At 59.0% G+C, this 25,759-nt stretch carries 23 protein-coding genes; 13 read left to right on the top strand and 10 right to left on the bottom strand.

Annotated features, from left to right (window positions below; all coding sequences use genetic code 11):
• Nucleotides 1-7 precede the first annotated feature (7 nt).
• The 3 genes from BLR44_RS26820 (at nt 8) to BLR44_RS26810 (ending at nt 6,501) form a co-directional block, all read left to right on the top strand.
• The gene (locus tag BLR44_RS26820; RefSeq protein ID WP_089688282.1) at nt 8-2,452 is read left to right on the top strand and encodes an ABC transporter permease; all 2,445 of its coding nucleotides are present in this window, start codon (nt 8-10) and stop codon (nt 2,450-2,452) included.
• Between the two features lie 239 nt (nt 2,453-2,691).
• Nucleotides 2,692-5,112: an ABC transporter permease gene (locus BLR44_RS26815; RefSeq protein WP_089688280.1), complete on the top strand. Its 2,421-nt coding sequence runs from the start codon at nt 2,692-2,694 to the stop codon at nt 5,110-5,112.
• A gap of 198 nt (nt 5,113-5,310) precedes the next feature.
• Nucleotides 5,311-6,501 carry an acyltransferase family protein gene (locus BLR44_RS26810; protein WP_089688279.1) on the top strand — a complete coding sequence of 397 codons (1,191 nt, stop codon included), beginning with the start codon at nt 5,311-5,313 and terminating at the stop codon, nt 6,499-6,501.
• On the opposite strand, the gene BLR44_RS26805 is transcribed toward BLR44_RS26810, so the two are convergent.
• The 3 genes from BLR44_RS26805 to BLR44_RS26795 form a co-directional block, all read right to left on the bottom strand.
• Nucleotides 6,498-6,938 (bottom strand): SRPBCC family protein, encoded by a 441-nt coding sequence (locus BLR44_RS26805; protein ID WP_089688277.1) that lies wholly within the window; start codon nt 6,936-6,938, stop codon nt 6,498-6,500. The genes BLR44_RS26810 and BLR44_RS26805 overlap by 4 nt on opposite strands.
• A gap of 105 nt (nt 6,939-7,043) precedes the next feature.
• Entirely contained in the window at nt 7,044-7,622 is a 579-nt protein-coding gene (locus BLR44_RS26800; protein ID WP_089688275.1) for a Crp/Fnr family transcriptional regulator, read from the bottom strand.
• 13 nt (nt 7,623-7,635) lie between these two features.
• Nucleotides 7,636-8,268, bottom strand: a complete 633-nt coding sequence (locus tag BLR44_RS26795; protein ID WP_089688272.1) for a hypothetical protein — start codon at nt 8,266-8,268, stop codon at nt 7,636-7,638.
• A gap of 146 nt (nt 8,269-8,414) precedes the next feature.
• Between BLR44_RS26795 and BLR44_RS26790 the strand changes: the two genes are divergently transcribed.
• Genes BLR44_RS26790 through BLR44_RS26780 form a run of 3 tightly spaced genes read left to right on the top strand, consistent with a single transcriptional unit; the run spans nt 8,415 to nt 9,424 of the window.
• The gene (locus tag BLR44_RS26790; RefSeq protein WP_089688324.1) at nt 8,415-8,714 is read left to right on the top strand and encodes a DUF427 domain-containing protein; all 300 of its coding nucleotides are present in this window, start codon (nt 8,415-8,417) and stop codon (nt 8,712-8,714) included.
• A 2-nt stretch (nt 8,715-8,716) separates the two neighbouring features.
• On the top strand, nt 8,717-9,184 hold the full coding sequence (locus BLR44_RS26785; protein ID WP_089688270.1) for a DUF1569 domain-containing protein: 468 nt from the start codon (nt 8,717-8,719) through the stop codon (nt 9,182-9,184).
• Between the two features lie 33 nt (nt 9,185-9,217).
• Nucleotides 9,218-9,424 carry a hypothetical protein gene (locus tag BLR44_RS26780; protein WP_089688268.1) on the top strand — a complete coding sequence of 69 codons (207 nt, stop codon included), beginning with the start codon at nt 9,218-9,220 and terminating at the stop codon, nt 9,422-9,424.
• A 147-nt stretch (nt 9,425-9,571) separates the two neighbouring features.
• Here BLR44_RS26780 and BLR44_RS26775 read toward each other — a convergent pair whose 3' ends face one another.
• The 5 genes from BLR44_RS26775 to BLR44_RS26755 all read right to left on the bottom strand — a co-directional run bounded on the left by BLR44_RS26775 (nt 9,572) and on the right by BLR44_RS26755 (nt 14,418).
• Nucleotides 9,572-10,426 carry an SMP-30/gluconolactonase/LRE family protein gene (locus tag BLR44_RS26775; RefSeq protein ID WP_089688267.1) on the bottom strand — a complete coding sequence of 285 codons (855 nt, stop codon included), beginning with the start codon at nt 10,424-10,426 and terminating at the stop codon, nt 9,572-9,574.
• Nucleotides 10,427-10,534: 108 nt separating this feature from the next.
• Nucleotides 10,535-11,899, bottom strand: coding sequence for a DUF2254 domain-containing protein (locus BLR44_RS26770; protein WP_089688264.1), 1,365 nt, complete (start codon nt 11,897-11,899; stop codon nt 10,535-10,537).
• A 170-nt stretch (nt 11,900-12,069) separates the two neighbouring features.
• A complete protein-coding gene (locus BLR44_RS26765; protein ID WP_245706185.1) occupies nt 12,070-12,705 on the bottom strand; it encodes a flavodoxin family protein in 636 nt (211 codons plus the stop codon).
• Between the two features lie 11 nt (nt 12,706-12,716).
• Nucleotides 12,717-13,559 carry a DUF4440 domain-containing protein gene (locus BLR44_RS26760; RefSeq protein ID WP_245706184.1) on the bottom strand — a complete coding sequence of 281 codons (843 nt, stop codon included), beginning with the start codon at nt 13,557-13,559 and terminating at the stop codon, nt 12,717-12,719.
• Nucleotides 13,560-13,566: 7 nt separating this feature from the next.
• A complete protein-coding gene (locus BLR44_RS26755; protein WP_089688319.1) occupies nt 13,567-14,418 on the bottom strand; it encodes an aldo/keto reductase in 852 nt (283 codons plus the stop codon).
• A 168-nt stretch (nt 14,419-14,586) separates the two neighbouring features.
• Between BLR44_RS26755 and BLR44_RS26750 the strand changes: the two genes are divergently transcribed.
• The 4 genes from BLR44_RS26750 to BLR44_RS26735 all read left to right on the top strand — a co-directional run bounded on the left by BLR44_RS26750 (nt 14,587) and on the right by BLR44_RS26735 (nt 18,845).
• Nucleotides 14,587-15,483, top strand: a complete 897-nt coding sequence (locus BLR44_RS26750; RefSeq protein WP_089688262.1) for a helix-turn-helix domain-containing protein — start codon at nt 14,587-14,589, stop codon at nt 15,481-15,483.
• Nucleotides 15,484-15,580: 97 nt separating this feature from the next.
• Nucleotides 15,581-16,300: a carboxymuconolactone decarboxylase family protein gene (locus tag BLR44_RS26745; RefSeq protein WP_089688260.1), complete on the top strand. Its 720-nt coding sequence runs from the start codon at nt 15,581-15,583 to the stop codon at nt 16,298-16,300.
• Nucleotides 16,301-16,319: 19 nt separating this feature from the next.
• Complete coding sequence (locus BLR44_RS26740) at nt 16,320-16,814, top strand: cupin domain-containing protein (RefSeq protein ID WP_245706183.1); 495 nt, start codon at nt 16,320-16,322, stop codon at nt 16,812-16,814.
• 261 nt (nt 16,815-17,075) lie between these two features.
• The gene (locus BLR44_RS26735) at nt 17,076-18,845 is read left to right on the top strand and encodes a glycosyl hydrolase family 28-related protein (RefSeq protein WP_143017498.1); all 1,770 of its coding nucleotides are present in this window, start codon (nt 17,076-17,078) and stop codon (nt 18,843-18,845) included.
• Nucleotides 18,846-18,887: 42 nt separating this feature from the next.
• Here the strand turns inward: BLR44_RS26735 and BLR44_RS26730 are convergent, their stop codons facing one another.
• Entirely contained in the window at nt 18,888-19,874 is a 987-nt protein-coding gene (locus BLR44_RS26730; protein ID WP_245706187.1) for a glycoside hydrolase family 43 protein, read from the bottom strand.
• A gap of 354 nt (nt 19,875-20,228) precedes the next feature.
• Between BLR44_RS26730 and BLR44_RS26725 the strand changes: the two genes are divergently transcribed.
• A complete protein-coding gene (locus BLR44_RS26725) occupies nt 20,229-20,666 on the top strand; it encodes a hypothetical protein (protein ID WP_089688254.1) in 438 nt (145 codons plus the stop codon).
• A 51-nt stretch (nt 20,667-20,717) separates the two neighbouring features.
• The gene (locus BLR44_RS26720) at nt 20,718-21,491 is read left to right on the top strand and encodes a DUF3667 domain-containing protein (protein ID WP_089688252.1); all 774 of its coding nucleotides are present in this window, start codon (nt 20,718-20,720) and stop codon (nt 21,489-21,491) included.
• Nucleotides 21,492-21,512: 21 nt separating this feature from the next.
• Here the strand turns inward: BLR44_RS26720 and BLR44_RS26715 are convergent, their stop codons facing one another.
• Nucleotides 21,513-22,871 (bottom strand): Gfo/Idh/MocA family protein, encoded by a 1,359-nt coding sequence (locus BLR44_RS26715; RefSeq protein WP_089688250.1) that lies wholly within the window; start codon nt 22,869-22,871, stop codon nt 21,513-21,515.
• Between the two features lie 431 nt (nt 22,872-23,302).
• Here BLR44_RS26715 and BLR44_RS26710 point away from each other — a divergent pair, with 431 nt between their 5' ends.
• Nucleotides 23,303-25,756 carry an ABC transporter permease gene (locus BLR44_RS26710; protein ID WP_089688248.1) on the top strand — a complete coding sequence of 818 codons (2,454 nt, stop codon included), beginning with the start codon at nt 23,303-23,305 and terminating at the stop codon, nt 25,754-25,756.
• The last annotated feature ends 3 nt before the right edge of the window (nt 25,757-25,759 follow it).

Raw genomic sequence — 25,759 nt, 5'->3', positions numbered from 1 at the left:
TCAAGGTATGCTTCGCAATTACTTCCTCACCGCCTGGCGGAACCTCCGCAAACAGAAAGGCTACTCCTTTATCAACATCCTGGGTCTGGCCGTCGGCGTGGCCTGTTGCCTGTTGATCGTGCTGTTTGTGCAGGACGAGCTGAGCTACGACCGCCACTTTCCCAACGCCGAGCGCATCTTCCGGGTGAAGAGCGAAATCCTGTTTGGGGGCAACCACATGTACGGCGCGGTGGTGCAGGACCCGATGGCCGAAACCCTGGCGCGGGATTACCCGGAAGTGGAAGCCAGCGTACGGTTCCGCGAACAGGGTTCGTTTCTGGTGCGGCGGGGCACGCAGGAGAACCTGAAGGAAGAAAAGGTGATCTACGCCGACAGCACACTCTTCCAGGTATTTCAGCTGCCGATGTTGCAAGGCAATCCACAACAGGCGCTGCGCGAACCCCAGACGCTGCTGTTGAGCGAATCGGCCGCCCGGCGCTATTTCGGTCCTGAACTGGACAAAGGCGAGAGCATCCTCGGCCAGACCTTGGTGCTGGACAACGAAGTCGACTACCGAGTGACGGGCGTGGTACCCGACCTGCCTTCCAATACCCACTTTCACTTCGACGTGTTTCTGTCGATGGTTTCGCTGGAAGAGAGCCGACAGGACAACTGGCTGAGCCACAACTTCGTCACGTACGTGCTGCTGACCGATCCGGCCGCGGCCCCTGCACTGGAAGCCAAAATGCCACACCTGATCGAGACCCATATCCTGCCGCAGGCCGCGCAAGTGCTGGGCGTGAACGACACAGAAGCGTTTGAAGCTTCGGGCAACAAGCTGGTATACACCCTCCAGCCCCTCACCGACATCCACCTGCATTCCGACCTCACGGCCGAGCTGGAACCGAACGGCAGCATTTTGTACGTGTGGATCTTCTCGGCCATTGCGGCGTTCATCCTCCTGCTGGCCTGCATCAACTTCATGAACCTGGCCACGGCCCGCGCCGCGATGCGCGCCAAGGAAGTGGGCATTCGCAAAGCCGTGGGCTCGCTGCGGCAGCAACTCGTCGGGCAGTTTCTCAGCGAGTCGGTGCTGGTCAGTGCCGTGGCCTTTGTGCTGGCCGTCGCCCTGGTGCAACTGGTGCTGCCGTTTTACAACAACTTCACCAACAAAACCCTGACGCTGTCGCTGGTGGGCACTCCCTGGACGCTACCGCTGCTGCTGGTCGGGGCGCTGGTGGTGGGCCTGCTGGCGGGCAGCTACCCGGCGTTTTTCCTGTCGGCCTTCCAGCCGATCCGCGTTCTGAAGGGGCAGGTCGTCAGCGCCTCGCGGGGGGCGTTTCTGCGGAAGGGGCTGGTCGTATTTCAGTTCGTCACCTCCATCGTGCTGATCATCGGCACACTCGTGGTCGGGCGGCAATTGCAGTACATTCAACAGAAAAAGCTGGGATTCAACAAAGAACAGGTGCTGTTGATCAACGACGTGTACGCGATGGGCAACCAGGTGCAGTCGTTCAAGGAAGAGATCAAAAAACTGCCCGGGGTGGTGAACGCCTCGGTGACAGGGTACCTGCCCGTGCCCTCGTACCGCAACGACAGTCCGCTGTTCCCCGAAGGAAATACCGATCAGGAAGCGGCCGTTTCGATGCAAAACTGGTTTGTCGACCACGACTACATCAACACCTTCGGCATGGAGATCGTGGCGGGCCGCGACTTCTCGGTCGACTTCCCCAGCGACTCGTCGGCCATTCTCCTGAACGAGTCGGCCGCCCGTGCCTTTGGGTTTGAGAACCCGATCGGTCAACGCCTGAGCAGCATCACCGACTTCCGGACGGGCGCGACCGAAAGCCTCACGATCATCGGCGTCGTGAAAGATTTCCACTTCGAATCGCTCCGTCAGCACATCGGTCCGCTGGGCATGCGCCTGGGGCGGAGTCAGGGAAGTTTATCGGTTCGTGCCCAGACCCGCGACCTGCCTCAACTGATTACGGCCCTGGAAACCAAGTGGAAAGCGCTGGCTCCGGGGCAGCCGTTCGCCTACTCGTTCCTCGACGACCGGTTCACGGAAACGTACCGCACCGAACAGCGGCTGGGGTCCATCTTCATGGCCTTTGCCGGGCTGGCCATTTTCATCGCCTGCCTGGGTCTGGTTGGGCTGGCCACCTACACCGCCACCCAGCGCACGAAAGAAATCGGCGTCCGCAAAGTACTGGGGGCTTCAGTATCGCAGATTGTCCTGCTTCTGTCCCGCGAGTTCGCGCTGCTGGTGGGCGTGGCCTTTCTGGTGTCGGTCCCGCTCTCGCTGTGGATCATGCACCGCTGGCTCGATGCCTTCGCGTACCGCACTGACCTGAGCTGGCAGCCGTTCGCCCTGGCGGGAGGTGCCGCCCTGGTCGTAGCGCTGCTGAGCGTGGGGCTGCAATCGCTAAAGGCCGCCCGTAGCAATCCGGTCCGTTCGCTCAGGAGCGAATGAAATGATTGAATGGCGCGAGGCGCGGAGCGGAAGAAGTTCTGAGTTTTGAGTTTAGAATTTACAGTCTTCAGTGGGCGGTTGGCAATTCGCAGTTGGGAAACGAAGTGTGACGCATCGTCGCAAACGCACTTTAAGTCGCCCGGCTTGAGCTTTAAACTCAGAACTCAGAACTTTAAACTCGATAACTCTGAACTCAGTAACCTTCTACCCTTACCACCTTCCAAACTCAATAGATCGCCATGTTCCGTAACGACCTTTTGATTGCCTTCCGCCACCTCCGCAAACAGTCGCTGTTTACCCTGCTCAACGTGACGGGTCTGGCGGCGGGCATCGCCTGCTGTCTGCTGGTATACCTGTTTGTGACGCACGAACGGAGTTTCGATCGGCAGCATCCGCTTCCGGAGCGGACCTACCGGGTGGTGGAGCGGACGCGAACGCCCAACGGCGAGGAAATGGGAGCGACCACGCCCTACCCGCTGGCAGAAGCCCTGCGGGAAGAGTTTCCGGAGCTGCAGGTGGCGGGGATTCACGCGCAAGGCGACGACCACCAGTTGACGCTGGCCGACGGACAAAAGTTCGAGGAGAACGGGGTGGTTTTCGCCGAGCCGCAACTGCTCGACATCCTGTCGTTCGACCTGATCCGCGGCGAAGGGAAAACGGCGCTGGCCTACGCCGACGGGGTGATCCTGGCCGAAAGTCTGGCGCAGAAACTCTTTGGCAACGCCGACCCGATGGGGCAAACGTTCCGCTACGACAACGAAGTCGATCTTACCGTACGCGGCCTTATGCGCGACCCGGCGGATAACATGCACCTGCCCGTGCGGATGCTGATCGCGCGCGAAGCCCTGTCCGAAAAAGTGCTGGGGTTCCCCACCGACCGCTGGGGATTGCGCATGGCGGGTTTCGTGTACGTGATTCTTCCCGAGGGAACGCACCCCGCTGCGTACACCGACCGACTGGCCGCGTTCGGTAAAAAGTACCTCCCCCCGAATAACGCCGAGCGTCATACGTTTGCCCTGCAACCGCTGCTGACCATCCGCTCCGATGAAACGTACGCGGGCTCGAACGTCGGCCCGACGGTCAGTACGACGTACCTGTGGTTTTTCTCAATGGTGGGGCTGCTGGTGCTGGCCGTGGCGGCGATCAACTTTGTGAACCTGGCCACAGCGCAGGGCGTTCGCCGCGCCCGCGAGGTGGGCGTCCGCAAAGCCATTGGGGCAGAGCGCCTGCAACTGATCCGGCAGTTTCTGACCGAAACGGCGGTCATGACCGTACTCGCATCCCTGTCGGGACTTCTGCTGGCCGAACTGATGCTACCCCTGGTCAACGGTTTCCTGGAACAGCCGCTTACGGAGCGACTCATCACCAGCCCGCGCCTCCTCGGGTTTCTCGCGCTTCTGACGCTCCTCCTGACGGTGCTGAGCGGCCTGTATCCGGCATTTGTCCTGTCGGGTTACCGCCCCACGGCCGTGTTAAAAGGGCAACGGGGCAGCGTTACGCCCGGTGGCCTGTGGCTGCGACGCTCGCTGGTGATCGCCCAATTTGCCGTGTCGGTGGCGCTGTTGGCGGGCATGTTCATCGTCGGGCGGCAACTGCGGTATTTCCAGAACCGCGACCTGGGGTTCCGCCGTGACCTGATCATCAACCTGCCGCTCCCGCAGCAACAGGTCAGTACGCAGCTGGCCGAACGGCTGCGGCGGGTGCCGGGCGTGCAGGCCGTTTCCCTGGGCGTCGGCACACCGGTTTCCGAAATGCAGTTCACGACCAATCTTACCCCGGACCCCGCGACGCCGAACGAACGCATTTCCATCGACGTAAAAACCGTCGATGCAGAATACCCAGCGATGTTCGATCTGCAACTGGCGGCGGGCCGGTGGCTCACCCTTTCTGACGAAATGCAGATGCAGGATACGATACCAGCCGACGGCTCGGTCGTGCCGATGGTGGTCAACGAAGCCTTGGTCAAAACCCTGGGACTGACGCCGGAAGCGGCCCTGGGCCACCGGTACGTCATCGGCCTGTACGATTACCAGGGGGAGATTGTCGGGGTGACGAAAGATTTTCACCTGTCTTCCCTGCACAACCGCATCACGCCGATGGTGATGCTGAACTTCCCTCCGTTTTACCTCTCGGCCATGGTGCAACTTGCGCCCGACCGCGTTCCTGAAACCCTCGCGCAGGTGCAGGACGTCTGGAGCGGCCTCTATCCCGAGTACGTTTACTCGTACCAGTTTCTGGACGACCACCTGGCGACGCTGTACCAGCGCGAAGAGCGCATCGGGAAGCTGTTTCGCTTTTTCGCGGGCGTGGCGCTGCTCATTGCCTGCCTGGGGTTGATCGGCCTGGTGGCCCACACGGTTTCGCAACGCACGAAAGAAATCGGCGTCCGCAAGGTGCTGGGAGCCTCCATCGCCGACATCGTGATTCTGCTGAACCGCGAGTTTACCTTTCTGGTACTGGGTTCGCTGCTGATCGGCATTCCGGTGGCGTGGTGGGGCATGCACCAGTGGCTCTCCGGATTCGCCTACCGCATTCCGCTCAACCCGCTGTGGTTCCTCCTCGCCGGCCTGACTGCCCTGGTGGTGGCCTGGCTGACGGTCAGCTTCCAAAGCGTGCGCGCCGCCCGCAGCAATCCGGTGCATTCACTTAAAAACGAATAGATTGTAAACTCGCCCCAGCAATCACAATACTCGCTGAGAGGGGGAACCGGGCGTTACGTCCTGAGTATTCGGAAAGGCCAGACGCTTTATCAACAAAAGATGGGGTGCTACTGATCTACTTTCGCTTCGACAGAAAATCAACCCCTGGTGCCTTCGTAGGCAGGACCTTTTACTGCTTCCGGATGGGGCTGACTGTTAATGCTTGGGGTTCTTGTGCAGTTGATCTGCGAAAGTTTTAATAGTTTCCCGACTTTTAAGGCACGTTTTTCTACCGCTTCGGTTTTGGAGCGGCCTTTTTCAGACCGTATGCATTCGCGTCCTTCGCTCCCGAATCTCGACCCTCTTCGTTTTGTTCTTGCTCTGCTCGTTATTCTCTTCCACATCCCACAGCTCTCCCACAATCAGGGTTTGCCTGCTTTCGACAACTTTCCCCTTTTTCACCGGGGCAGCGAGGCGGTCTTTGCTTTTTTCACGTTGAGCGGTTTTCTCATCATCCGCCTGTTGTACCTAGAGAAAGAAAAGACGGGGGCGGTCGCCATCGGACAGTTTTATACGCGTCGCATCCTGCGCATCTTCCCCCTCTACTACCTGATCCTGATTTTTGGTTTCGTATTCTACCATGTCCTGCTGCCGTTGCTTGGCATTCCGTTTCCGATTGAGTACAATCTGGTGGAGGGAATCCTGCTGTGCACGTTTTTTCTGCCTAATGTTTTTGTGAGCTTGTATAACCCCGGTGGCATTCTATCCATTCTGTGGTCGCTCGGCGTCGAAGAGCAATTTTACCTGGCAGTAGCCCCCGCGATGGCGTGGCTCCACAGCAGTTTCTTTGTGCCCTTTCTGGCGGCCTTTACTGTGGTAAGCCTTGGCCTGCTCTCCACGTTTGCCAACCCATTTTACCTCCACTTCTACTACTTTTCGTTCGGAGGGCTTTTGTCGGTACTGGCCGAACAAGGCAGGCTACAGGGGCTACGGGGCAATCGGCCGTTTCAAGTGTTAGTGCTAGGCGTGACGGTCTGCCATTTTTGTACCGATCTGGTCACGTCGCTTCCGCTCGTGACCTACCACGCAGTAAACACCCTGCTGTTTGGCTTTCTCCTCTTCACGCTGGCCTACGATCCTCTCTTTACCATCCGAAACCGCTGGGCACTGCACCTGGGAAAAATTTCCTACGGCCTCTACATGTATCACGCCATCGTGATGAACCTAATGGTTTTCGTATTTCTAAAACTAACGGCCCAAATGGTTCTTCCCGATGCTCTCGTCATTGTTGCGATCAACGTTGGGGTAATCGGCCTGACAATTTTAGTCGCGCACGTGTCGTATCGCTTCTACGAAGGGTATTTCTTGCGGCTGAAACGCCGCTACCGTCCGCTCAGTGCGGAAGGTTAAGCCATCGCCTCGCAAGCGATCTTCAATTCCCGGAGCGATTGCCCCATCCCTTTGGCGAGGGTTCGGTTGAAAGCGCCTTTGAAAAGACGGGCCAGCAGGCCCTCCATGCTTTCGCTCACCGAGACTTGCGTCCCGCCGGGTTTCGCTTCAAATTCCCAGTTGTGCACGGCGTGGATGCCGAAGACCTCGCCCGTCCAGCCGAGTCGCTTTTCGGGCTCGACCGTGTGCAACGTCGAATGGATGTGCATGCCACCGGTTTTCCAGTCGAACGTGGTGCGGGGTTGCAGTGGCCCGTGCAGTTGCGCGCGGGAGACGTCTCGTTGCCAGGTAGGCCACTGCGCAATGTCGGACAGCACGCGCCAGACGCGCGTGGGCGTGGCGTGAATCAGCACGGATTGCGCACAAACGACGGGGGCTTGTTGGTTGATCGGTTTCATGAGAAAAAGACTTGCGTTGAGATGAGCTGAAGCTCGATTGCTGTGGAAGCAAAGATCCTTCGCAAAGGCGCACGTCCACTTGATCTAGATCAAGAAATGCTCCCCTCACTCGCCGTAGTCAAGGCTTTTTTTCCGCAACCGGCTGAGCGTTTCGGGCGTCATGCCCATCATCGAGGCCAGGTACTGCAGCGGCACGTGGTTGAATAACTCGCGGTCCTGGGCAAATAAGGTGCGGTACCGCGCTTCGGCCGGCAGGGAAAGCAGGTGCAGGATGCGCTCCTCCAGTGCCATGAAACACCGCGCCAGAAACCGCTTTTCCAACGCGTGCCAGTGGGGCACCACCCGCCCCAGATCCAGGTAGTCGGCCTTCGTGATGGTGAACAGTTCGCAGTCGGACAGCGCCTGGATCGAACTCCGAGAGGGTTGCTCGAACATAAGTCCGGCCAGATCGGTCACAAAATACCCTTTCGTGCCGATCCACTGCGTCACCTCCCGGCCCGTCAGGTTGGAAAACACGCGCAAAAAGCCGGAGCGGATAAAACTCAGCTTGTCGCAATAGCGCCCCGCCTTCAGAAAGTACTCGCCTTTGGCCAGGGTCGTCGGCTCGAAATACGAGGAAATCTGGGCCAGATCGTCTTGCGTAACGCCAAAGTAGCTGCGGATGTAGTGTTCGAGTTCGGTCATGCGTCGGCGGTAGTTACCGGTCCATCAGGGCTTCGGTTTCGGGAATGGCGCCCTCGTCGATGGCGGCAACCAGCGCACTCAGGTAATGCCGAATCATTTTCAGATCCGTCAGGTACCACTGGTACTCGGGCTTCAGCGAACCATCGGCTGCGTAAAAACGGTCGGGGTCATAGGCCTCGAACCGAAGCAACCGGCGGCAGTCGGCCTGGTAGGCTTCCACGCGCTTGTCGATCAGGGCAATCAGGTTAGAACCGGAGCTGATGTTGCGCAGGTAGGCACTCCCCACGGTGGTAAAGTGCTCTTCGTTAAACGCCGACCGGACGATGAAGTAGTTTTGGGTAAAATCGATGCGGTAGAAGAAATCGAGTCGCGGTCGTTCGCCCCGGGCCATCCGCGTTTCGTACGACTGCACCGTGGTATCGATCACGACCTGCAACCGTTTGGCCTGCGCACTGATGTCCTGCAACTCGTACACGAAACTCTGGTAGTAGTTTCGGCGGACTTGCTCGGCGGTGCGTTCTTCTTTCAGGTTGCTCAGGTAAAACGCGGCGTAGACGCCCACAAACACCACCACCAGGTCGAGTAGGATGCCGCGCAGGCGCGCTCCCCGGAAATTCCACCGTACGGACTTGACTCTTCTCATCATCGTGCAGTACTGCTTCGGACCCGCGCAGGGCCACTCGTCCGCCAATATAGCCAAATCAGGACAGCGTTCAAGCCCTTCGGTTCAACAACCAAAGCCCACGCCGTGCGTACCACTAGGGAGTAACCAAAGCACGAAAACCCATGCAAATGCAAGCGATCTGGAACGGCCACGTGATTGCCGATTCGGATAAAACCTTAGTGGTGGAAGGCAACCACTATTTCCCCCCGGAGTCGGTACACGACGAGTACCTGGAGAAAAGCACCACTCACACCACCTGCCCCTGGAAAGGCGAAGCATCGTATTACACGCTGCTGGTCGACGGAAAAGAGAACAAGGACGCGGCCTGGTACTACCCGGAACCGAAAGAAGCGGCCCAGCAGATCAAAGGGCACATTGCGTTCTGGAAGGGCGTGGAAGTGCGCGCGAAAACGCCCGCTGCGCTGTAGCCGTGTCGGAACTAAACACCACGCAGTTTCTGCAGGAAACGGTTCCGGCCATGCTGGACCGACTGGAAGCCGGCGCGCCCCGCCGCTGGGGCAAAATGTCGCCGCAACACGCCGTCGAGCACCTGTCGTATACCGTCAAGCTGTCGAACGGCAAGGTGACGATGGCGCAGGTAACGCCCGACGACCAGCTGCCCCGCTACCGGGAGTTTCTGATGAGCGACCGCCCGTTTCGGGAAAATACGGTGAGCCCGGTGATGCCGCCTGAGCCGCCGCCGCTGCGCTATCCGGACCTGGCGACGGCAAAAGCGAAAGTGAAGCAGGAACTACAGGATTTTTACCGTTATTTTGCAGCGCATCCGACCGCCCAAACGGTCAATCCGGTCTTCGGGCCGTTGACCCGCGACGCATGGGAGCGATTTCATGCCAAGCATTTCGCTCATCATCTGCGGCAGTTCGGCCTGGAAGCTTAATTCATTTATTCTTTACCCACATAACTCTGTTTTATGCGAGTGCTCGGCTTCATCTTAGCCATCGTTGGGGCAGTGGCCCTGATCATCACCGGCATCGACTATGCCGATAATACCGACAGTTTCAACGTGTTGGGCGCGGAAGTCACCGTGAGCCAGGGCGAAACCCTGCCGCTGATCATCAGCGGGGGCGTGCTGCTGTTGGGGATTATTCTGGTGGTGGCCGGCGGCAAGAAACGATAAACGCTAGTTCCGTCCTGAACGACAAGCCTGAGGGTCCGCGCGATCGTCAGGCTTTTTTGTGTGCCCCGGTAGCGACAGACTTACTGGCGTTGCTACCAGGGCGTTCTGCGCCCTAGTAGCATTCAGATATTCTAGCATTCCATATTCTTACGGCCTTGCTCCTTTGGCACGCATGCGAAGGGTATAAGCGGCTTTGGAAGCCGTGATGAACAATTGGTCGCGGTTTTTACCCCCGAAGCAGACGTTGGCCGTCCACGGCTGGGGCACGTCGATGTGTTCGAGCTTTTCGCCGGAGGGGCTGTAGATCGTCACGCCGTTGCCCGCCAGGTAAAGGTTGCCCTGCGTGTCGACCGTCATGCCGTCGACCATCTCTTCGGCGAAAGGCTGCTTGTCGGCAAGGCTGCCGTCCGGTTCGATGCGGTAGCGAAAAACGGTTTTCTTCGACATGTCGGCAACGTAGAGAAACTTGCCATCGGCTGTGCCGACCACTCCGTTGGGTTTGCCGGTTTCGTTGTCGACACGACGGGCTTCTTTCGCGCCAGGCGCCAGGTAATAGAGCTTTTCGCCGCCGATGCCGGGGTCGGGGCTGGTCCGTTCCCAGTAGTCGCGCTGAAAGTACGGATCGGTAAAGTAAAGCCCCCCGTTTGGAGCTACCCAGACGTCGTTAGGGCCGTTGAAACGGTGCCCCTGAAAATCGTCGAGCAGCACGGTCACCTTCCCTTTCGGACTGATCGACCACAGTTGGTTGTGTTCGTCGGCACAGACGATCATGTTTCCCTTCCGGTCGAAAAAGGTGCCGTTGGCGCGCCCGGCCTTTTCCATAAACACCGACAACTGCCCGTCGGTGTCGTACTTCCAGATGGTGTTGTTGGGCTGATCCGTAAAGTAGACGTTGCCCTTGGCGTCGACCGACGGGCCTTCGGTGAATTTGAACTGATCGGATACCAGGTGCAGGGGGGCGCCGTCGGCCACTCGCGAGGCGGAGGTGGTAGTTTGACTCATAGCCGGATGTGTAGTTCCAAAAAATGCCAGGAGTATCGGGAGGCGGAAGAAAACAGGGTAGGTTCTCATGCTACAAGTATACGCGAATCAGGGGGAACACGACGATGCTTACAGCGCCCACGATCCGCCCGAGGGCTGTTGTTCGGCCGAAAGTTCCGGGAGTTGCGTATCGATCAGCAACGCGTTGAGGTAACGCACTTCCCCGTTGACGGCCTCCCGGTCCAGCGGGTTATCCAGATGCGCGTCGGCATCGAACAGCGTCGCCTGGATGTGGTGCAGAAGCGGTGCCGTGTGGCGACGCTCCAGGTCGGAAAACAGCAGTTGCCGGTACGCCTTCAGCAGCGTGGTCAGCACCACCACATCTTCTTTACCATAGTGCCGGATGGGCGTCAGGTAACGCAGAAACATTTCGTCGAGGTCCGGGTCGGTCCGCACAATGCGGACCGTAGCGGTGTCGTCGAGGTAGAGGTGCGCGTTGCGCGCGGCCATCTGGTGCGCAAACAAATCGGTCAGGTAGTGGATCACCTTGATGGCCGTTTCCGGATCGTTGGTGGAGGGACTCAGCGCCCGGATGGCAATCTCCATCAGGCGTTTGAAGCCGTGCAGCGCGCTGTCGCGCAGGTACTCGTTGTCGTACGACACAAACTGCTGCATCACCGCCTCGCGTACGTCTTCCTCCTGCCGGATGTCGCGACTGACCCGCAAAAACGGATACCCTTTAACCAGAAACGTACCTTCGGTCGGCAACACCTTCAGTTGCAGGTCGTGGGCCGCGGTCAGCTCGACCAGTCGCTTCGTGCGAAACCCCCGGTAGTAGCCGGAGTCGGGAAACGGGAGCGTCACCCACCCGGTCGAGTCGGGTTCAGTGGCCTCGGCCGGTACGTGGTTGTCCAGGTCCTCCTGCAACTCTTTCAGCGTGCTGCGGTACAGCTTTTCAACCATGTAGTCGACCCGGATCGACTGCGAAACGGTGTGGATGAAAAAGATAAAAACGCCCAGGCACACCACCACCAGCACCATGCACAGGGCCAGCCCCAGTCGAGGCACGGTTACGCTACTGCTGGCCGCGTCGGCCTGGATGCCCAGCCGCAAAATCAGCGCGTAAATGATCGTGCCGATGTACAAGCCCAGCGTGTTCTGGTAGACCGGTTCGGTAATGACCTGCGGAATGACGCGCGGTGAGAACGACGAAGCGGCCTGGCTCAGCACCACCATCACCATCGAAAACGAAAAGACGGTCAGCGAGATCATGCCCGTCAGCACGGCGTTCAGCAACGAGACGGTGTTGCTTTTGTCTTCGAACATCCAGAACGCCAGCGACTGGGTCAGTTGCTGTACCGGATAAGCCTGTTCTGCCCAGACGATGCCCACGGAAGCCACCAGAAACCAGAACGAGATGATGGCGGGCCGGAACCCAATGCTGTTGACGACCGTCAGGAAGAGTTTGATCAGGCGGTTGAACCAGGATTTCATGCAAAACAGGATTGATTACCCCGGTATACGGGAACCCGGCTGAAAAAGGTAAAACGCGGGGGATGAATTACTGAATTACTGAATTACTGAATTAAATACATGGGGGGCGGGGCGCGGGGGCGTTGGCATCAAGGGAGCTCTACCACAAGTCGATCTCCTGCTACTTCCGGTCAGCGCCGGGGGACGGCAGGCAAAAGGCGGATGTTTTCCAGCCAGCGTTGGACCTGCGTTCGGGCTTCCTCGGCTTTCTCGCCCTCCATCACGAAGTAAATCCCGTCGCGCTCCACCCCGCCCGTGATCGAAAAGCCGTCCAGCACGTTGCTGTTCGGGCAGAGTTCCCGGACAGTCCTGAAGCCGCTGCCGACGCCGTAACCGGCATTGGTGTTGAACGGAACGACGGTCTTGCCGCTCAGGTCGACCTCGTGCAGAAAGCTTTTCATCGGCGGCGGCAGTTGCATGCCCCACGTCGGAAAGCCCACGAACACGACCTCGTAGCGTTCCAGATGCTCGATCTTGGTTTTCAGGGGCGGCAAATAGCCGGTTTCGTTTTCCTCGGCGACCTGTTGCACCGTTGCCGGGTAGTTCGCGGGATAAGGCGTTTCCAGTTCGAGGGCCACCAGCGTCCCGCCGACCTCACGCTGAATGATCTCCGCCAACGCCCTGGTGTTGTTCGTACGCGACAGGTACACAATCAGGGTATCACCAGAAGCGCCCACCGTCTTCTCCGGCGCACGCGCCTCCCCCCGCGAACGACAGGCACACGCCGCCAGCAACAGCAAGCCCATAAAAAACAGGTTACGCTTCATGCTGCCCTGCGCTAACGTTCCGGAGTCAGCAAGCGGGTGAACGAAAGGGAACCCAGCTTCCAACTGCCGTTTTCCTTCACGTAGACTTCGGTCACCATAAAGGGGTTGGTCACTTCATTGCCCCCTACTTCGGCCAGAAGATCGATGCGGTTGAGCAAAATGTCCGTCTGATCGATAACGTTCACCGACACCTCGTGGATATCGGCTTTTTTGTACCAGATCCCTCCGCTTTTGATGATGGACAGTTCCTGTTCTGTGCCCCAACTGCCGCCCATGTGGACAAATTGGGCTTTGGGGTGGAAGAGGCCGGAGAGCTTATCGACATTCTTGGCGGCCATCCACTGCCACTTGTCTCTGGAAAGCTGGATGAGTTCCTGCGTTGCATCAGAGTTGCTTGCCGTCGAAGGCAGGATGCTGCGGTACGCTTCTTCGGCGACGGGCTCCAGCCATTGCGTGGGTTGGTTACCCGTCAGGCCGAGGTACGCAAACGAGGTGTTCGGGGTAGCGGCGTGCCAGTGCTCCACACCGGGCAGGCACTTAATCACGTCCCCTTTCCTCACGATCTGCACGGGCTGGCCGCGCTCCTGGTAATAGCCAGTTCCTTGCGTAATCAGCAGTTGTTGCCCGGCCGGATGCACGTGCCAGTCGAGTTTGGCACCGGGTGCAAAAATGGCCTGCGCCACGCTGTAGTCGAATGTCTGATCCGCCTCGCTTACGTGGCTGAGCCAGACGTCGCCCGTGTGATGTACGTTCGCGGCCTTTTCGCCTTGGGGAAAAAGGGGCGTTTCCTGTGCCACTGCCGGGGTAGCGCCGGCCATCAGTCCGAAAATCAAGAGTGCGTGTTGTGGTTTCATGGGTAGGTTATGCGTTTAATGTTCGTTCGCCCAGCCATTTCACCATGGCCGGATCGCGGTGATCGAAGAAGCTGCTCGTTTTTTGGTCGAGCGTTTGGATAGCGGCCATGTCGTAGTCGCTGAGCTGGAAATCCAGGCTCTGGAAGTTCTCGGCCATGCGTTCCTTGCGTACCGATTTTGGAATGGCGACGATGCCGCGTTGGGTCAGCCACCGCAGCACGACCTGCGCGATGGTTTTGCCGTACTTCTTTCCGATGCCGGCTAGCCCCTCGTTTCTGAACAAGTCGTTTTTGCCTTCGGCGAAAGGCCCCCAGGCTTCGAGTTGTACGTTCTGCGCCTGCGTGAACTGCTGCGCCTCGTGCTGCTGATGAAACGGATGGATTTCGATCTGATTAATGGCCGGTACGATGTCGTGGTGGACGATCAGATCCATCAACCGGTCCGGCTGAAAGTTGCTGACCCCAATGGCCCGCACCTTTCCATCCCGGTACAGTTCTTCCATAGCTCGCCATGCGCCGTAAACATCGCCCATCGGCTGGTGAATCAGGTAAAGATCCAGGTAGTCCAGTTGCAGGCGCTTCAGCGATTGGGCAAAGGCCTTTTTGGCCCCGGCGTACCCTTCCGACTGAATCCACAGTTTAGTGGTGATGAACAGCTCGTCCCGCGCGACACCGCTTTGCCGAATGGCGTGGCCGACGGCCTCTTCGTTGCCGTAGGATTGCGCCGTGTCGATCAGACGATAGCCGACGTCCAGGGCATCCAGTACGCTTCGTTCGCATTCTGCCTGATCGGTAATCTGGAAAACTCCGAATCCCAGGAGGGGCATTTCGACCCCGTTATTCAACGTGATGGTTTGCATGCGCTTCTTCTCGTAAGTAATCACAGGGCAAAGGTCCGGGCTTTTCGCGGCCGGGTTGGTATACAGATTCCGGGGATTGCTACCATTATTCCTGATGCAGGCGGCCGTCGCCCGCCGGTGCGGGAGAAAGTGCTACTTTTGACTACACCCCACACAACGAAGTACGCCATGGACCACCTGCGACGATTTGAGACCATCCGGGACTACAACACCTTCAACAACAACGAAACGCGCCATCCGCTGGTGAACGTCGTGGATGTGTCGAAGGCCAGCCCCCGACGCGCCTCCAACATGTATTTCGGCTTCTATACCGTTTTTCTCAAGGAGGTCAACTGCGGGGACCTGCGCTACGGTCGCCACACCTACGACTACCAGGAAGGCACGCTCGTGTTCATTGCGCCGGGGCAGGTCATCGGCGGTTACGACACCAGCGAACTCTACCAACCGAAAGGCACGGCGCTCATCTTTCATGCGGATCTGCTCCACGGCACCTCGCTTGGGCGGCACATGCACGAGTACAGCTTCTTTGGGTATCAGTCGAACGAGGCCCTGCACCTGTCCGAACGGGAACGGAAAATTGTGCTGGAGTGCTTCGCCAAAATCGAGTACGAGCTGGAACACGGGGTAGACCAGCACAGCAAACGGCTGATCGTCTCCAACCTCGAACTGTTTCTGAACTACTGCGTCCGGTTTTACGACCGCCAGTTCATCACCCGCGAACACGTCCACCAGGGCATTCTGGAGCGGTTCGAAGCGTTGTTGAATCGTTATTTCCAAACCAACAAACCGCAGACCCTGGGTCTGCCCTCGGTGGCCTACTGTGCCAGCGAGTTGAATTTGTCGGCCAAGTATTTCGGGGACCTCATCAAAAAAGAGACGGGGCAGTCGGCACAGGCCTACATCCAGGCCAAGGTGATTGACCGGGCCAAAGACAAGATTTTCGATCCGGACAAAACCGTCAGTGAGATCGCCTACGAACTGGGCTTCAAGTACCCGCAGCACTTCAGCCGTCTATTCAAACAACGCGTGGGGCACTCGCCCCTGGAATACCGGTCGCTCAACTAGCCCCCTTCATTTTCAACCTGGAGCTTGTTGGTGTCGCGTGCGCCGACGACTTCTGGTGAACCAAGACGCTCCCCCACCCTTTGACCGATCCTCTTTTATGAAATACGTTTCTCTGCCGTTGCTGCTGTCGCTCCTGCTGTTCGTGGGTCGCTTGCCTGCCCAGACACCCCAACCAACCACGCTGAGCCCTTCCCAACAAAACCTCGTCGTGATTGCGGCCTTAACGGCCAAAGGCGACCTGGAACAACTGCCCGCCGCTTTGGAGAACGGGTTGGCCGCCGGCATGACGGTCAACGAAATCAAGGAAGTGCTGGTCCACCTGTATGCGTACTGCGGTTTTCCCAGAAGCCTGCAGGGCCTTCTTACTTTCATGGATGTGCTGGAACAACGCAAAGCGCGCGGCATAACGGACGACATGGGGCGGGACGCTACGCCCATCACAAGCCACGCGCCGAAATACGAACGCGGAAAATACGTGCTGGAGGCGCTTACCGGGCAACCGCAGGACGGACCCAAAAAGGGATACGCCGTGTTTAGTCCGGAAATCGACGTATTTCTCAAAGAGCACTTATTTGCCGACCTGTTTGAGCGGGATGTCCTCCGTTACGAAGAGCGGGAACTGGCCACAATCGCGGCGTTGACCAGCCTAGGCGGGGTCGACCCCATGTTGCAGGGCCACCTGGGCATCGGCCTCCACCTCGGTCTGACGCAGCGGCAGTTGCAGCACCTCTTCTCGTTACTCGAGACGCACGTGGGGCCAGATGAGGCGGCCCGCGGCCGAGCAGTCCTCGCGCAGGTCGTGGCGACACGGGAATAATGGCAAACCACCCAAACAAATGAAACATAGCACCAAACACCTCGTACCGATGGTCTGGCTGGGCCTTGTGCTGCTCCCTTTCGGCGCGCAGGCCCAATCGCATTCAGACGCGAACGACGCGGTTTTTCCTCGCGGTGAGCGCCTGGAATCCCCTCATTTTACGGGAGCGGCCTGGGTCTATACGCTGGCCCCGGCCGACAGCGCCTTCGACATTCCGGTTGCTCACGTGACCTTTGCGCCGGGCGCTCGCACCGACTGGCATCGCCACCTGGGCGGGCAAGTATTGCTGGCAACCGGGGGCACGGGCTACTACCAGGAACAGGGCAAACCGCTCCGGATTCTGCGGAAAGGCGATGCTGTCAAATGCCCGCCCCACGTTCCGCACTGGCACGGTGCGGCGCCCGAAGCTGAATTTACGCAGGTGGCCATCACGCCCAACACCCCGGAAGGACGCACCCTCTGGATGCAGAAGGTAACCGACGAAGAGTACCATCAACCACCGCAGGAAAAGTAATTTGGCAACAACGGTGCAGGCGGATAGTGTTTTCGTACTGGCTAATTCCCGGGTGTGGCAATTGGACCATGATCCTGGCCGAAAGATTCCTCCAAACGCTATCCCCGTCGGCAAATCAACGCACTAAACAGAGCGGCACCACAACCGCGCTTCCCTTCTTCCGCTTTTGCTGCGTACCTTACATGCTTCCGGCGGCCCCACCCGGCCGGTTTGCGCAGGGTTTCCCATCTTTGAGCGCATTTTTTCATTGAACACAAACGCGTGAGATTCAAGCTTTTATGGATGTTGTGGTGGGGATGCTGCCTGAGTGGTAGCACACAGACCCTGCCCGCCGAACGTACGACCGACTGGAGCCGCGCCGGGACGGTTCCCACGGAGTTTCCCGACGGTGCCTGGGTCGATTTTCAGCATGCTGGCGGCTTTGCTGACGGCGTCACGCCGAACGATGCGGTCATAAGCCGCCTCCTCGATTCCTTGCGAGGCGTACCGGCGGTGCTGTATTTTCCGCCAGGAACGTACCGGTTCGAGCGGCCGCTGGTGTTGCGCGATCACCTGATTCTACGCGGTGCTTCGGCCGCTGAAACCCGACTCCGGTTTGCATTGCAGGAAGAAAAAGACCTGATTTCTGTAACGGGCAAGGTTACTGCCGATACGGCCGCGCTGACGGCCGACGCCGCTCAGGGGGATCGGCGCGTGCACGTCACGGCCTCGGCCCGGTTCCAGCCCGGCGACTACGTCTATCTGTCGGAAGACGATGCCCGGCTGGTCACTTCCGAGTGGGCGCGGGGCGAAACCGGGCAGGTAGTACAAATCAGCGCGATTCAGGGAAATGTACTTGTGCTGGCGAGCCCGCTGCGGCGGCCGTTTGCCCAGGCGTATCAGGCCCAACTCCAGCGGTGGGAGCCGGTGCAGTACGTGGGCATCGAGCAACTGGCCCTCGAACGCCTGGACGCAACCAAGGCACAGACGAGCAACCTCCACTTTCAGTACGCGGCTCACTGTTGGGTGACGTGTGTGGAAAGCATAAACGGCAATTTCGCCCACATCACGGCCAGCCACAGCACGCAGCTGGAAATTTCGGGAAGCTACCTGCACAACGCGTTTGCGTACGGCGGAGGCGGCCAGGGCTATGGCGTGATGCTCCAGTTTGCCACGGGTGAGTGCCTCGTCCACAACAACGTGTTCCGGCACCTGCGCCACGCGATGATTCTCCAGGCCGGCGCCAACGGGAATGTTCTCGCCTACAACTATTCGCGGGAACCCTACTGGGACGATCCGTTTCTGCCGACCAACGCGGCGGGCGATCTGGTACTGCACGGCAACTATCCGTACGCCAACCTGTGCGAAGGCAATCAGGTGCAGAACCTGGTGATCGACAACTCGCACGGCATCAACGGACCGTACAACACGTTTTTCAGGAATCGGATCGAGTTGTACGGGATCGTTATGAATTCGAATCCGGCCAGCGACCGGCAGAATTTTGTCGGCAACGAAATCACCAACTCCGGAGCATTCATGGGCAATTATCTGCTGGCGGGATCAGGTCACTTTGAGTACAGCAACAACCAGAAGGGCAAGCGGGTACCCGCCCAGACCGGCGACCTCCCCGAAGCTTCGCTGTACCGGAAAACGCCCCCTCCCTACTACGGAGTGCAGGAGGCGTGGCCGTCCATGGGCCCACCGCATGCGTTGAACGCACACCCCCTTCTGGCGGCGGTGCGCTGGGCCGAGGGAGGCCATACGGCCTGCGACGTCGAGACGCCCGTCACCCACCGGGAAACGCTTCCGGCGCCTCGTCTGGTATTGTACCCGAATCCGGTTCGCGACCGGCTGCAATGGCGTTGGCCTTCGTCCGCACCCGCTTCGGTCCGGTCGGTAGAAGTCTATGGCACCACGGGGCAACTGCTCCTAAGCGCCCCGTACACGACGTCGCTCGACGTGTCCCACCTGCCGGCGGGACTGTACCGGCTGGTGGTGACGCGCACCGACGGGCGACGCTACCACCAGCCGTTTATCCGGCAGGGAAATTAACCTCCCTTGCCAATCGCAATTAGTGCTTCGTAACCGGGCAAATTATTCGACGTAGGCGTCGACCGTCTGGATGGTGCCGTCCGGGTTGTAGTGCAGTTCCGTCACTTTCACGCTACGCAGGTGCGTCTTGCCTCCCGACAGGGAACTGTCGTGGTAGAAGAGGTACCACTTGCCGTTGAATTCTACGATGGAGTGGTGGTTGGTCCAGCCCAGTACCGGATTGAGAATCACGCCTTTGTAGGTAAAAGGTCCGTAGGGGCTGTCGCCGATGGCGTAGGCGATGTAGTGCGTATCGCCGGTCGAATACGAAAAGTAGTACTTGCCGTTGTACATGTGCACCCAAGACGCTTCAAAAAAGCGGCGGTCGTTGTCGCCGGTCAACAGCGGCTTCCCGTTTTCGTCCAGGATCTGCAGATCGCGCGGCGTTTCCGCAAAACTCAACATGTCGTTGCTGAGCTTCGCTACCTTGGGCATCAGCGCCGGCTGATCGTCGGCCGGATAGGTATCTTCCGGCTGGTACGAACCGGTCTGCCAGCGCTGAAGCTGTCCGCCCCAGATGCCGCCGACGTACATGTAAAATTGACCGTCTTTGTCCTGAAACACGGCCGGATCGATGCTGTAGCTGCCTTTGATGGGCTGCGGCTGGGCTTTGAACGGCCCGGTTGGCGACGCGCTGGTCGCCACACCGATGTGGAAAATATCGTCTTTGTCCTTGGCCGGGAAATAGAGGTAGTACGTTCCGTTTTTAAACGCCGCGTCGGGGGCCCACAGTTGTCGCCCGGCCCAGGGAACATCCTTGATGTCGAGCGCCACGCCGTGATCTGTCACCTGACCGCCGACGCTGTCCATCGACAGCACGTGGTAGTCGCGCATGTCGAAATGACTGCCGAGATCATCTTCCGGCACCCCCGCCTCAATGTCGTGCGACGGGTAGATGTACAGTTTGCCGTTGAAAACGTGCGCCGACGGATCGGCCGTATAAATGTCGGTAACGAGCGGATCGGACAAAAACCGCTGCTCATCGGCCATGGCCTCTTGCTCGGTCGAGTCGACTACGTCGGTGGTTTCCGTTTGCGAAGGAGTGGACTGCTGGCACGCCACCGTCAGCGCCGAAGCGCACAACAGGGTGAGGCCAGGTAATTTCGGAGAAAACGCTTTCAGCATGTTCGAGTTAGGTTTGTAGGTTTTGCAGGCAGCCGAAGCCGCACGGGAACGGCGCTAAGATACTCATTTCAACCGATTGCAAAATTACCCCTCCGGCCAACTTTTCTTGCTGCGCAACGGCCTTGTTTCTACCACGGGTCACACCAGGAAGTTGAACATTCGCACGAAGTCGTGTAGTTTTAACGAAGCCTTTTCTGCCCACGCGCCCGTTTTCTGCTTATGCACTACCTCTACCTTTTCTTCCGGTACATCAGCTACGCGAACCTGCCGTTTATGCTCGGCGGCCTTTTCTACGTCTACCGGCCTCTGCTCTTCGAGGGGTACAACCTGCTGGAAGACATCTCGTTCGCCTTCATTCTGATGGGCTTTGGGCTGTCGCTGGTGTCGTTACGCGACCTGGACCGCGTCGACAAAATCAGCCGTTGGGTCATGGAACGCGAACGCGTCTTTCAGGTCTACATCTACACGCTGCTGGCCGTCTGCTGCTTCGGGCTGGTGATGGGAAGTTACGCCCTGGTGAAGGCCTCTACGGCCGACGGGCGTCTGCTGGGCGTGGGCCTGCTGTCGATTGCGCTGGGCATGCTGGGGCTGATCAAATCGCTCATCGATCAGGCCGACTACCTGAAACAAAAAGGCACCTTGCAACCGAAACGGTGACGCCCGCCCAAAGTCTCTCTGCTTATTTCTGATGCCGATTTCCTTGCCCTGATGGACCCACGTTGCCGCAATTGCCAACACCCGCTTGCCGCGCCCCCGCACTATTGCCCCGCCTGCGGAGCGAAGGTTATTCACGAACGCCTGCGCGTCGGGCACCTACTGGAACAAGGCCTGGCGTCGGTCTTCAACGTCGACAACCGTTTCTGGCAGACGTTCCTGACGCTACTCCATACGCCCAGCCGTGTGGCGCTGAGCTACATCGCGGGCGTGCGGAAACGCTACCTGGCTCCCCTGCCCTACTTTGTGTTCATCACCGCCCTGTACGGTCTGTTCTTTCTGGTTGCCGACAGCGACAAAAGCGGCTATTTCCACGAACAGTTCATCCGCGGCTTTTTCGAAGGTGCCGAAAAATCAGTTGCCTGGCCCCAGGTCGCCGCACGCCTGCGCGTCTTCAGCCTGCCCATCATGCTGGCCACCATCCCGCTGTGCGCCTTGGCCACGTGGTTTCTCTACCGCAAGACCGACTACAACTACGCCGAACATCTGGTGCTCAACACCTACTGGCTGGCGCAATTCATCCTGGCCGATGTTGTATTTCAGGTGCTTGACAGGGCCCTGTCCAGCCTGCCGCTGCCCGACCAGCTTTTCAACCTGCTGCTCCTCCCCCTTCTGACGTGGTTCACGTATCGCTTGCACATACCTGTTTTTCAAAGTACCTCGCTCTGGCGTTTCGCCAAGCCACTCGTGTTTATGCTTGCCTTTCTGGTCCTCATGAGCATCTTCTACATCAGCATCGGCTACCTAACGGTTACCAGCTTGAACTAACGCCTGCCTTACTTTCCTCCATTACAATGCCTTCGGATCTTCGCCACGGAATCGGTCTTTGCCTTCGATGTGGGGTAGCGCGACGGGCCGTCCTTCGCGCGCCGACTGGTAGATCGCGGCCATGATGCGGTGGTCCTGCAGGCCCTCTTCGCCCGGTGTGTAAGGGCGCTTTCCTTCCAGAATGCAGGTCGAGAAATGGTCGATTTCGGCGGCAAACTGGTTTTTGACGGGCAACTGCACCTCCTCGGTACGCTCCTGCTGGCCCTCTGCGTAGGAGATCGCCAACTGCTGCCCCTGGTAGGCAAACGCCGCGTCCATGTTCATCCAACCCCGTTCGGCCATCACGCGGTAGCGACGCGATTCGTGCGCCTGGTAATGCGTGGCCGAGTTGGTCACGAGTCCGCTCGGAAAGCGCATCTGCCACGACACCATCTCTTCCACCTCGCGGAACAGCGGATCGCCCGGCGTGCTGTACTGGTAGGCGAACACTTCGGTAGGTTCTTCGCCCAGCAGAAAGCGTATTGTGTTAAGGCAGTACAGCCCGATGTCGGGCAGGGCGCCACCCCCCGCCAGCGCGATTTTGTGCCGCCAGTGGTCGGGATTGGCCGAGCTTTGTCCGTTGAACGCCTCGATGTACTTCACCTTGCCGTAGTGTTGATTCCGCACCAGGTCGCGTACCAGCCGGTTGGTGGCTTCGTACTGAATCCGGTAAGCCACCATCAACAGGCGCTGCGCCCGCTGGCAGGCCGCGATCATCGCCTCGCACTCTTCCGGCGTGTTGGCCATCGGCTTCTCACACAAGATGTGCTTACCCGCCTCCGCGCCCCGGATGGTGTACTCGGCGTGCATGCCGTTGGGCAGCACGATGTAGATTGCCTGCACCTCGGGATTGTCCTTCAGTTGGTCGTACGTTTCGTAATTGTAGCAGTTTTCGGGCTTGATGCCGTACTGCTGCGCGACACGCTGCATCTTTTCGGGGCTGCCACTCACCAGCGCCACCGGTTTCGACCTGGCACATTCGCCAAAGGCCGGCAGCAGCTCTTCCAGCGTCAGGTGACCCAACCCGACCAACGCATACCCTACCCGCTGATCGGGCGGCAACGGCGAGGGCGTCGGGGGCGACTGCCGATCTGCGTCCGACTTCCACGTTTCCAGTCGGATGGGTTCGTCTACCTGCGGGGGAATCTGCGCCGGAGGCGACTCAGGGGGCAAATTGGGGACCGCCCCCGCCCCCCGCAAGGCCTGTTGCCCGGCCGAACAGGCTCCGACCACGCTTCCCAGCGCGCCGGCAGCCAGGCCACGACCGGCCGTCTGAATAAAGGTTTTACGGGAGAAAGAACGGCGAAGCCATTGCTCCACCTGCGAATCGATTGTGCTCATGCGTTGAAAAAGTTAGAAGCTTAAAAAATGGCCGGTCGCTCAAGGGTGGGGCATGACCGGATACGTGCAACCTATAACTCCCCTCCGCGCAATTTGTTTCACGCCCGACGCGGTCTCAATTCCCTGGGTATCCAAACCTGCGACGGTTCATGGCTACGTATACAACAGCGTTTGCTTGCCCAATGCGCGCAACGCCCTCGCTCTACCCGCACGGAGAATTTTCCAGGTTGTAGATGCTTACCTGTAGCATCTGTCTTCATCGCATTCCTAGTCGGCAATATGCTGAGCGCGTTATCCTGTTGCCTGGCTGGTTCAGCACGCCGTACCGTCTCCAAAGGCCATTAACGTTCCGTTAACGTTTGGGAAAGGCCTAGCCGCTTATCTTTGGTACGATCGCTTCAGGTCACCCTGGTACCTTACCCTCCGCTTCTATGTCGCGCGCTCTGTTCTTCCACAGCTTGTTCGTACACCTACGCCATTTTCGGCGCAACGCCCTGTATGCCACGCTCAACACCCTGGGACTCGCCATTGGGTTTGCGGCGGTGACGCTGATCGGCATTTACCTCCACTACGAATCGAATTTCGAGCATTTTCACAGCCGACGCGACCGCATCTACCGGGTGACGTACCGCTTCACGGGCGACGATGGATTTGTGTCCCATTTTGCCCGGGTGCCCGCACCGTACGTCAACCAGTTGCCCGATGCCTTTCCTGACATCGAGGCGCAGGTCCGTTTTCAGAACTTCGAGCAGAAATACGTGCGCATCGGCGACCAGAAATTTCGGCCCGAGCACGCGTACGTGACCGATGCCAACGTATTCGACGTCTTTGATTTTCCGCTCCTTCGCGGCCATTCCGCGACCGCCCTTGTCGAACCGCGTACGGTGGTGCTGAGTGCGTCCCTGGCCCGCACGTACTTCGGCACGGCCGACGTGGTGGGCCAGGAACTGGCAATGGTGGGCTCCTGGAATCCCGAAGAGACGACCTACACGGTGAAAGGCGTGATGGAAGACCTGCCCTCCGACACGCACCTGCCGGTCGACATGCTCATTTCGTTTCAGGATTCGACCGAGCGCGCGGGCTGGGCGTATGTCTACACGCTGTTGCACCGCGACGCGGACATTCGGGCCATCGATGCCCAACTGCCGGAGTTTTTCCGGCAGCACGCCCCGGCGCAGGAGAGCGGAAACGTGTCGTTCGTATTTCAACACCTCCCCGACATTCACCTTCACTCCAACGTGGCGCGCGAAATCGTGCCGAACGGCAATGCCCTTTACGTGCAGATTTTCTGGTGGGTGGGCGGATTTATTCTGCTGATTGCGCTGATCAACTTCGTGAACCTCAGCAGTGCGCTTTCGCTGGGCAGGGCCAAAGAAATGGGCGTCCGCACCGTGCTGGGGGCCGGGCGGCGGCAAGTGCTGCTCGACTCCCTTACGGAAGCGATGGGCTACAACCTGCTGGGGGCCATACTCGGTGGCCTGCTGGCCTGGCGCCTTTTCCCGGCCTTCCAAGCCCTGACGGGCGCTGAGTTCCTCATGCACGGCGGGTTGCTGGTTGGTGGGCTTGTCGGCATTGCGGTGGGCAGCGGCCTGCTGGCAGGCTTGTACCCGGCGTGGATGCTGGCCTCGTTCCGGTCGGTGGACATCATCAAACTGGGAAAAGTGCGCCCCGGACGCCGGCAAGGGGCCTTTCAGGTGAAGCGCGTCATGGTCACCGTTCAGTTTATCGCTTCCATCTTGTTGATCGGCAGTGCGTTTGTGGCGTACCGGCAGTTTCAATTTTTGCAAGAAAAGAACCTGGGCCTCACCAAAGAACAGATCATTGCTATGCCCAATCTGCCCGACCACGTCACCAGCGGTTACCCCGCTTTCAAGGAAGCGATTGCGTCACAGCCGGGCGTACTGGGCGTAACGGCCTGCATGGAAGTGCCGTCGCGCGAAATTCGCGATGTCGGCTCGCTGGTCGTACACGGCACCGATCCGGCCACGGCCCCGGCGTTCGACATTCAGGTGATAGCCCCCGGTTTTACCGATGTGCTGGAAGTAACGTTGCTGGCGGGAGAAGACCGTACCCACGAGGCTCCTTTCGAGCCAGTACCCGCTTTTACGGCAGAAAATCCGGTGGAACAGTACCTGCGTACGCGTCCCCGTACGTACCTCATCAACGAAACGGGCATGCGGCTCCTGGGCTGGCAAACGCCGGACGAGGCCTTGGGTCAGCAGATCTACTGGTCGAACGGTGCCTACCAACTGGCGCCCGGTCCCATCACCGGCGTAGTAAAAGACTTCAACCAGGAAACGCTCAAAAACAAAGTCGATCCAACGGTGCTGGTATTTGAGCCCCTCTGGCTGCGGACCTTTCTGATCAAGGTAGAAACGCAAAACCTCCCCCGGACGCTGGCGGCCCTCCAGGATGTATGGGATCAGCAGTTTCCCACCTACCCGATGGAATACCACTTTCTGGATGACCTCTACGAAGCGCTCTACAAAGGCGAACGTATTCAGGTGCAGTTGCTCTACGTGTTCAGTGGGTTGGCGCTATTCATTGCGTTTCTGGGTTTGTTCAGCCTGATCGCCTACTCGCTGCGCACCCGCACGAAAGAGCTCGCCATCCGACGCATCCTCGGTGCCGACATGGCGGCCCTCATCCGACTCATCAGCCGCGAGTACCTGTGGGTACTGCTGGTCGGCGGCATCGTGGCGGTGCCCCTGAGTTACTGGGCCGTGCGCCGGTGGCTCGAAAACTTCGCCTACCGCATCGACATGCCCCTGTTTCCCTACGTCCTCACGCTAGCGCTGATCGCAGCGCTATTGCTGGCCACCGTCACGCTGCAAACCCTCCGCAGCGTCGCGACCAACCCCACCGAAAGTTTGCGGGAGGAGTGAGTC

The organism is Catalinimonas alkaloidigena, from assembly GCF_900100765.1.
In the GTDB taxonomy this organism is placed as follows: Bacteria; Bacteroidota; Bacteroidia; order Cytophagales; family Flexibacteraceae; genus Mooreia; species Mooreia alkaloidigena.
The sequence above is the reverse complement of the archived record's forward strand: the minus strand, read 5'-3'. Positions and strand labels throughout refer to the sequence as shown.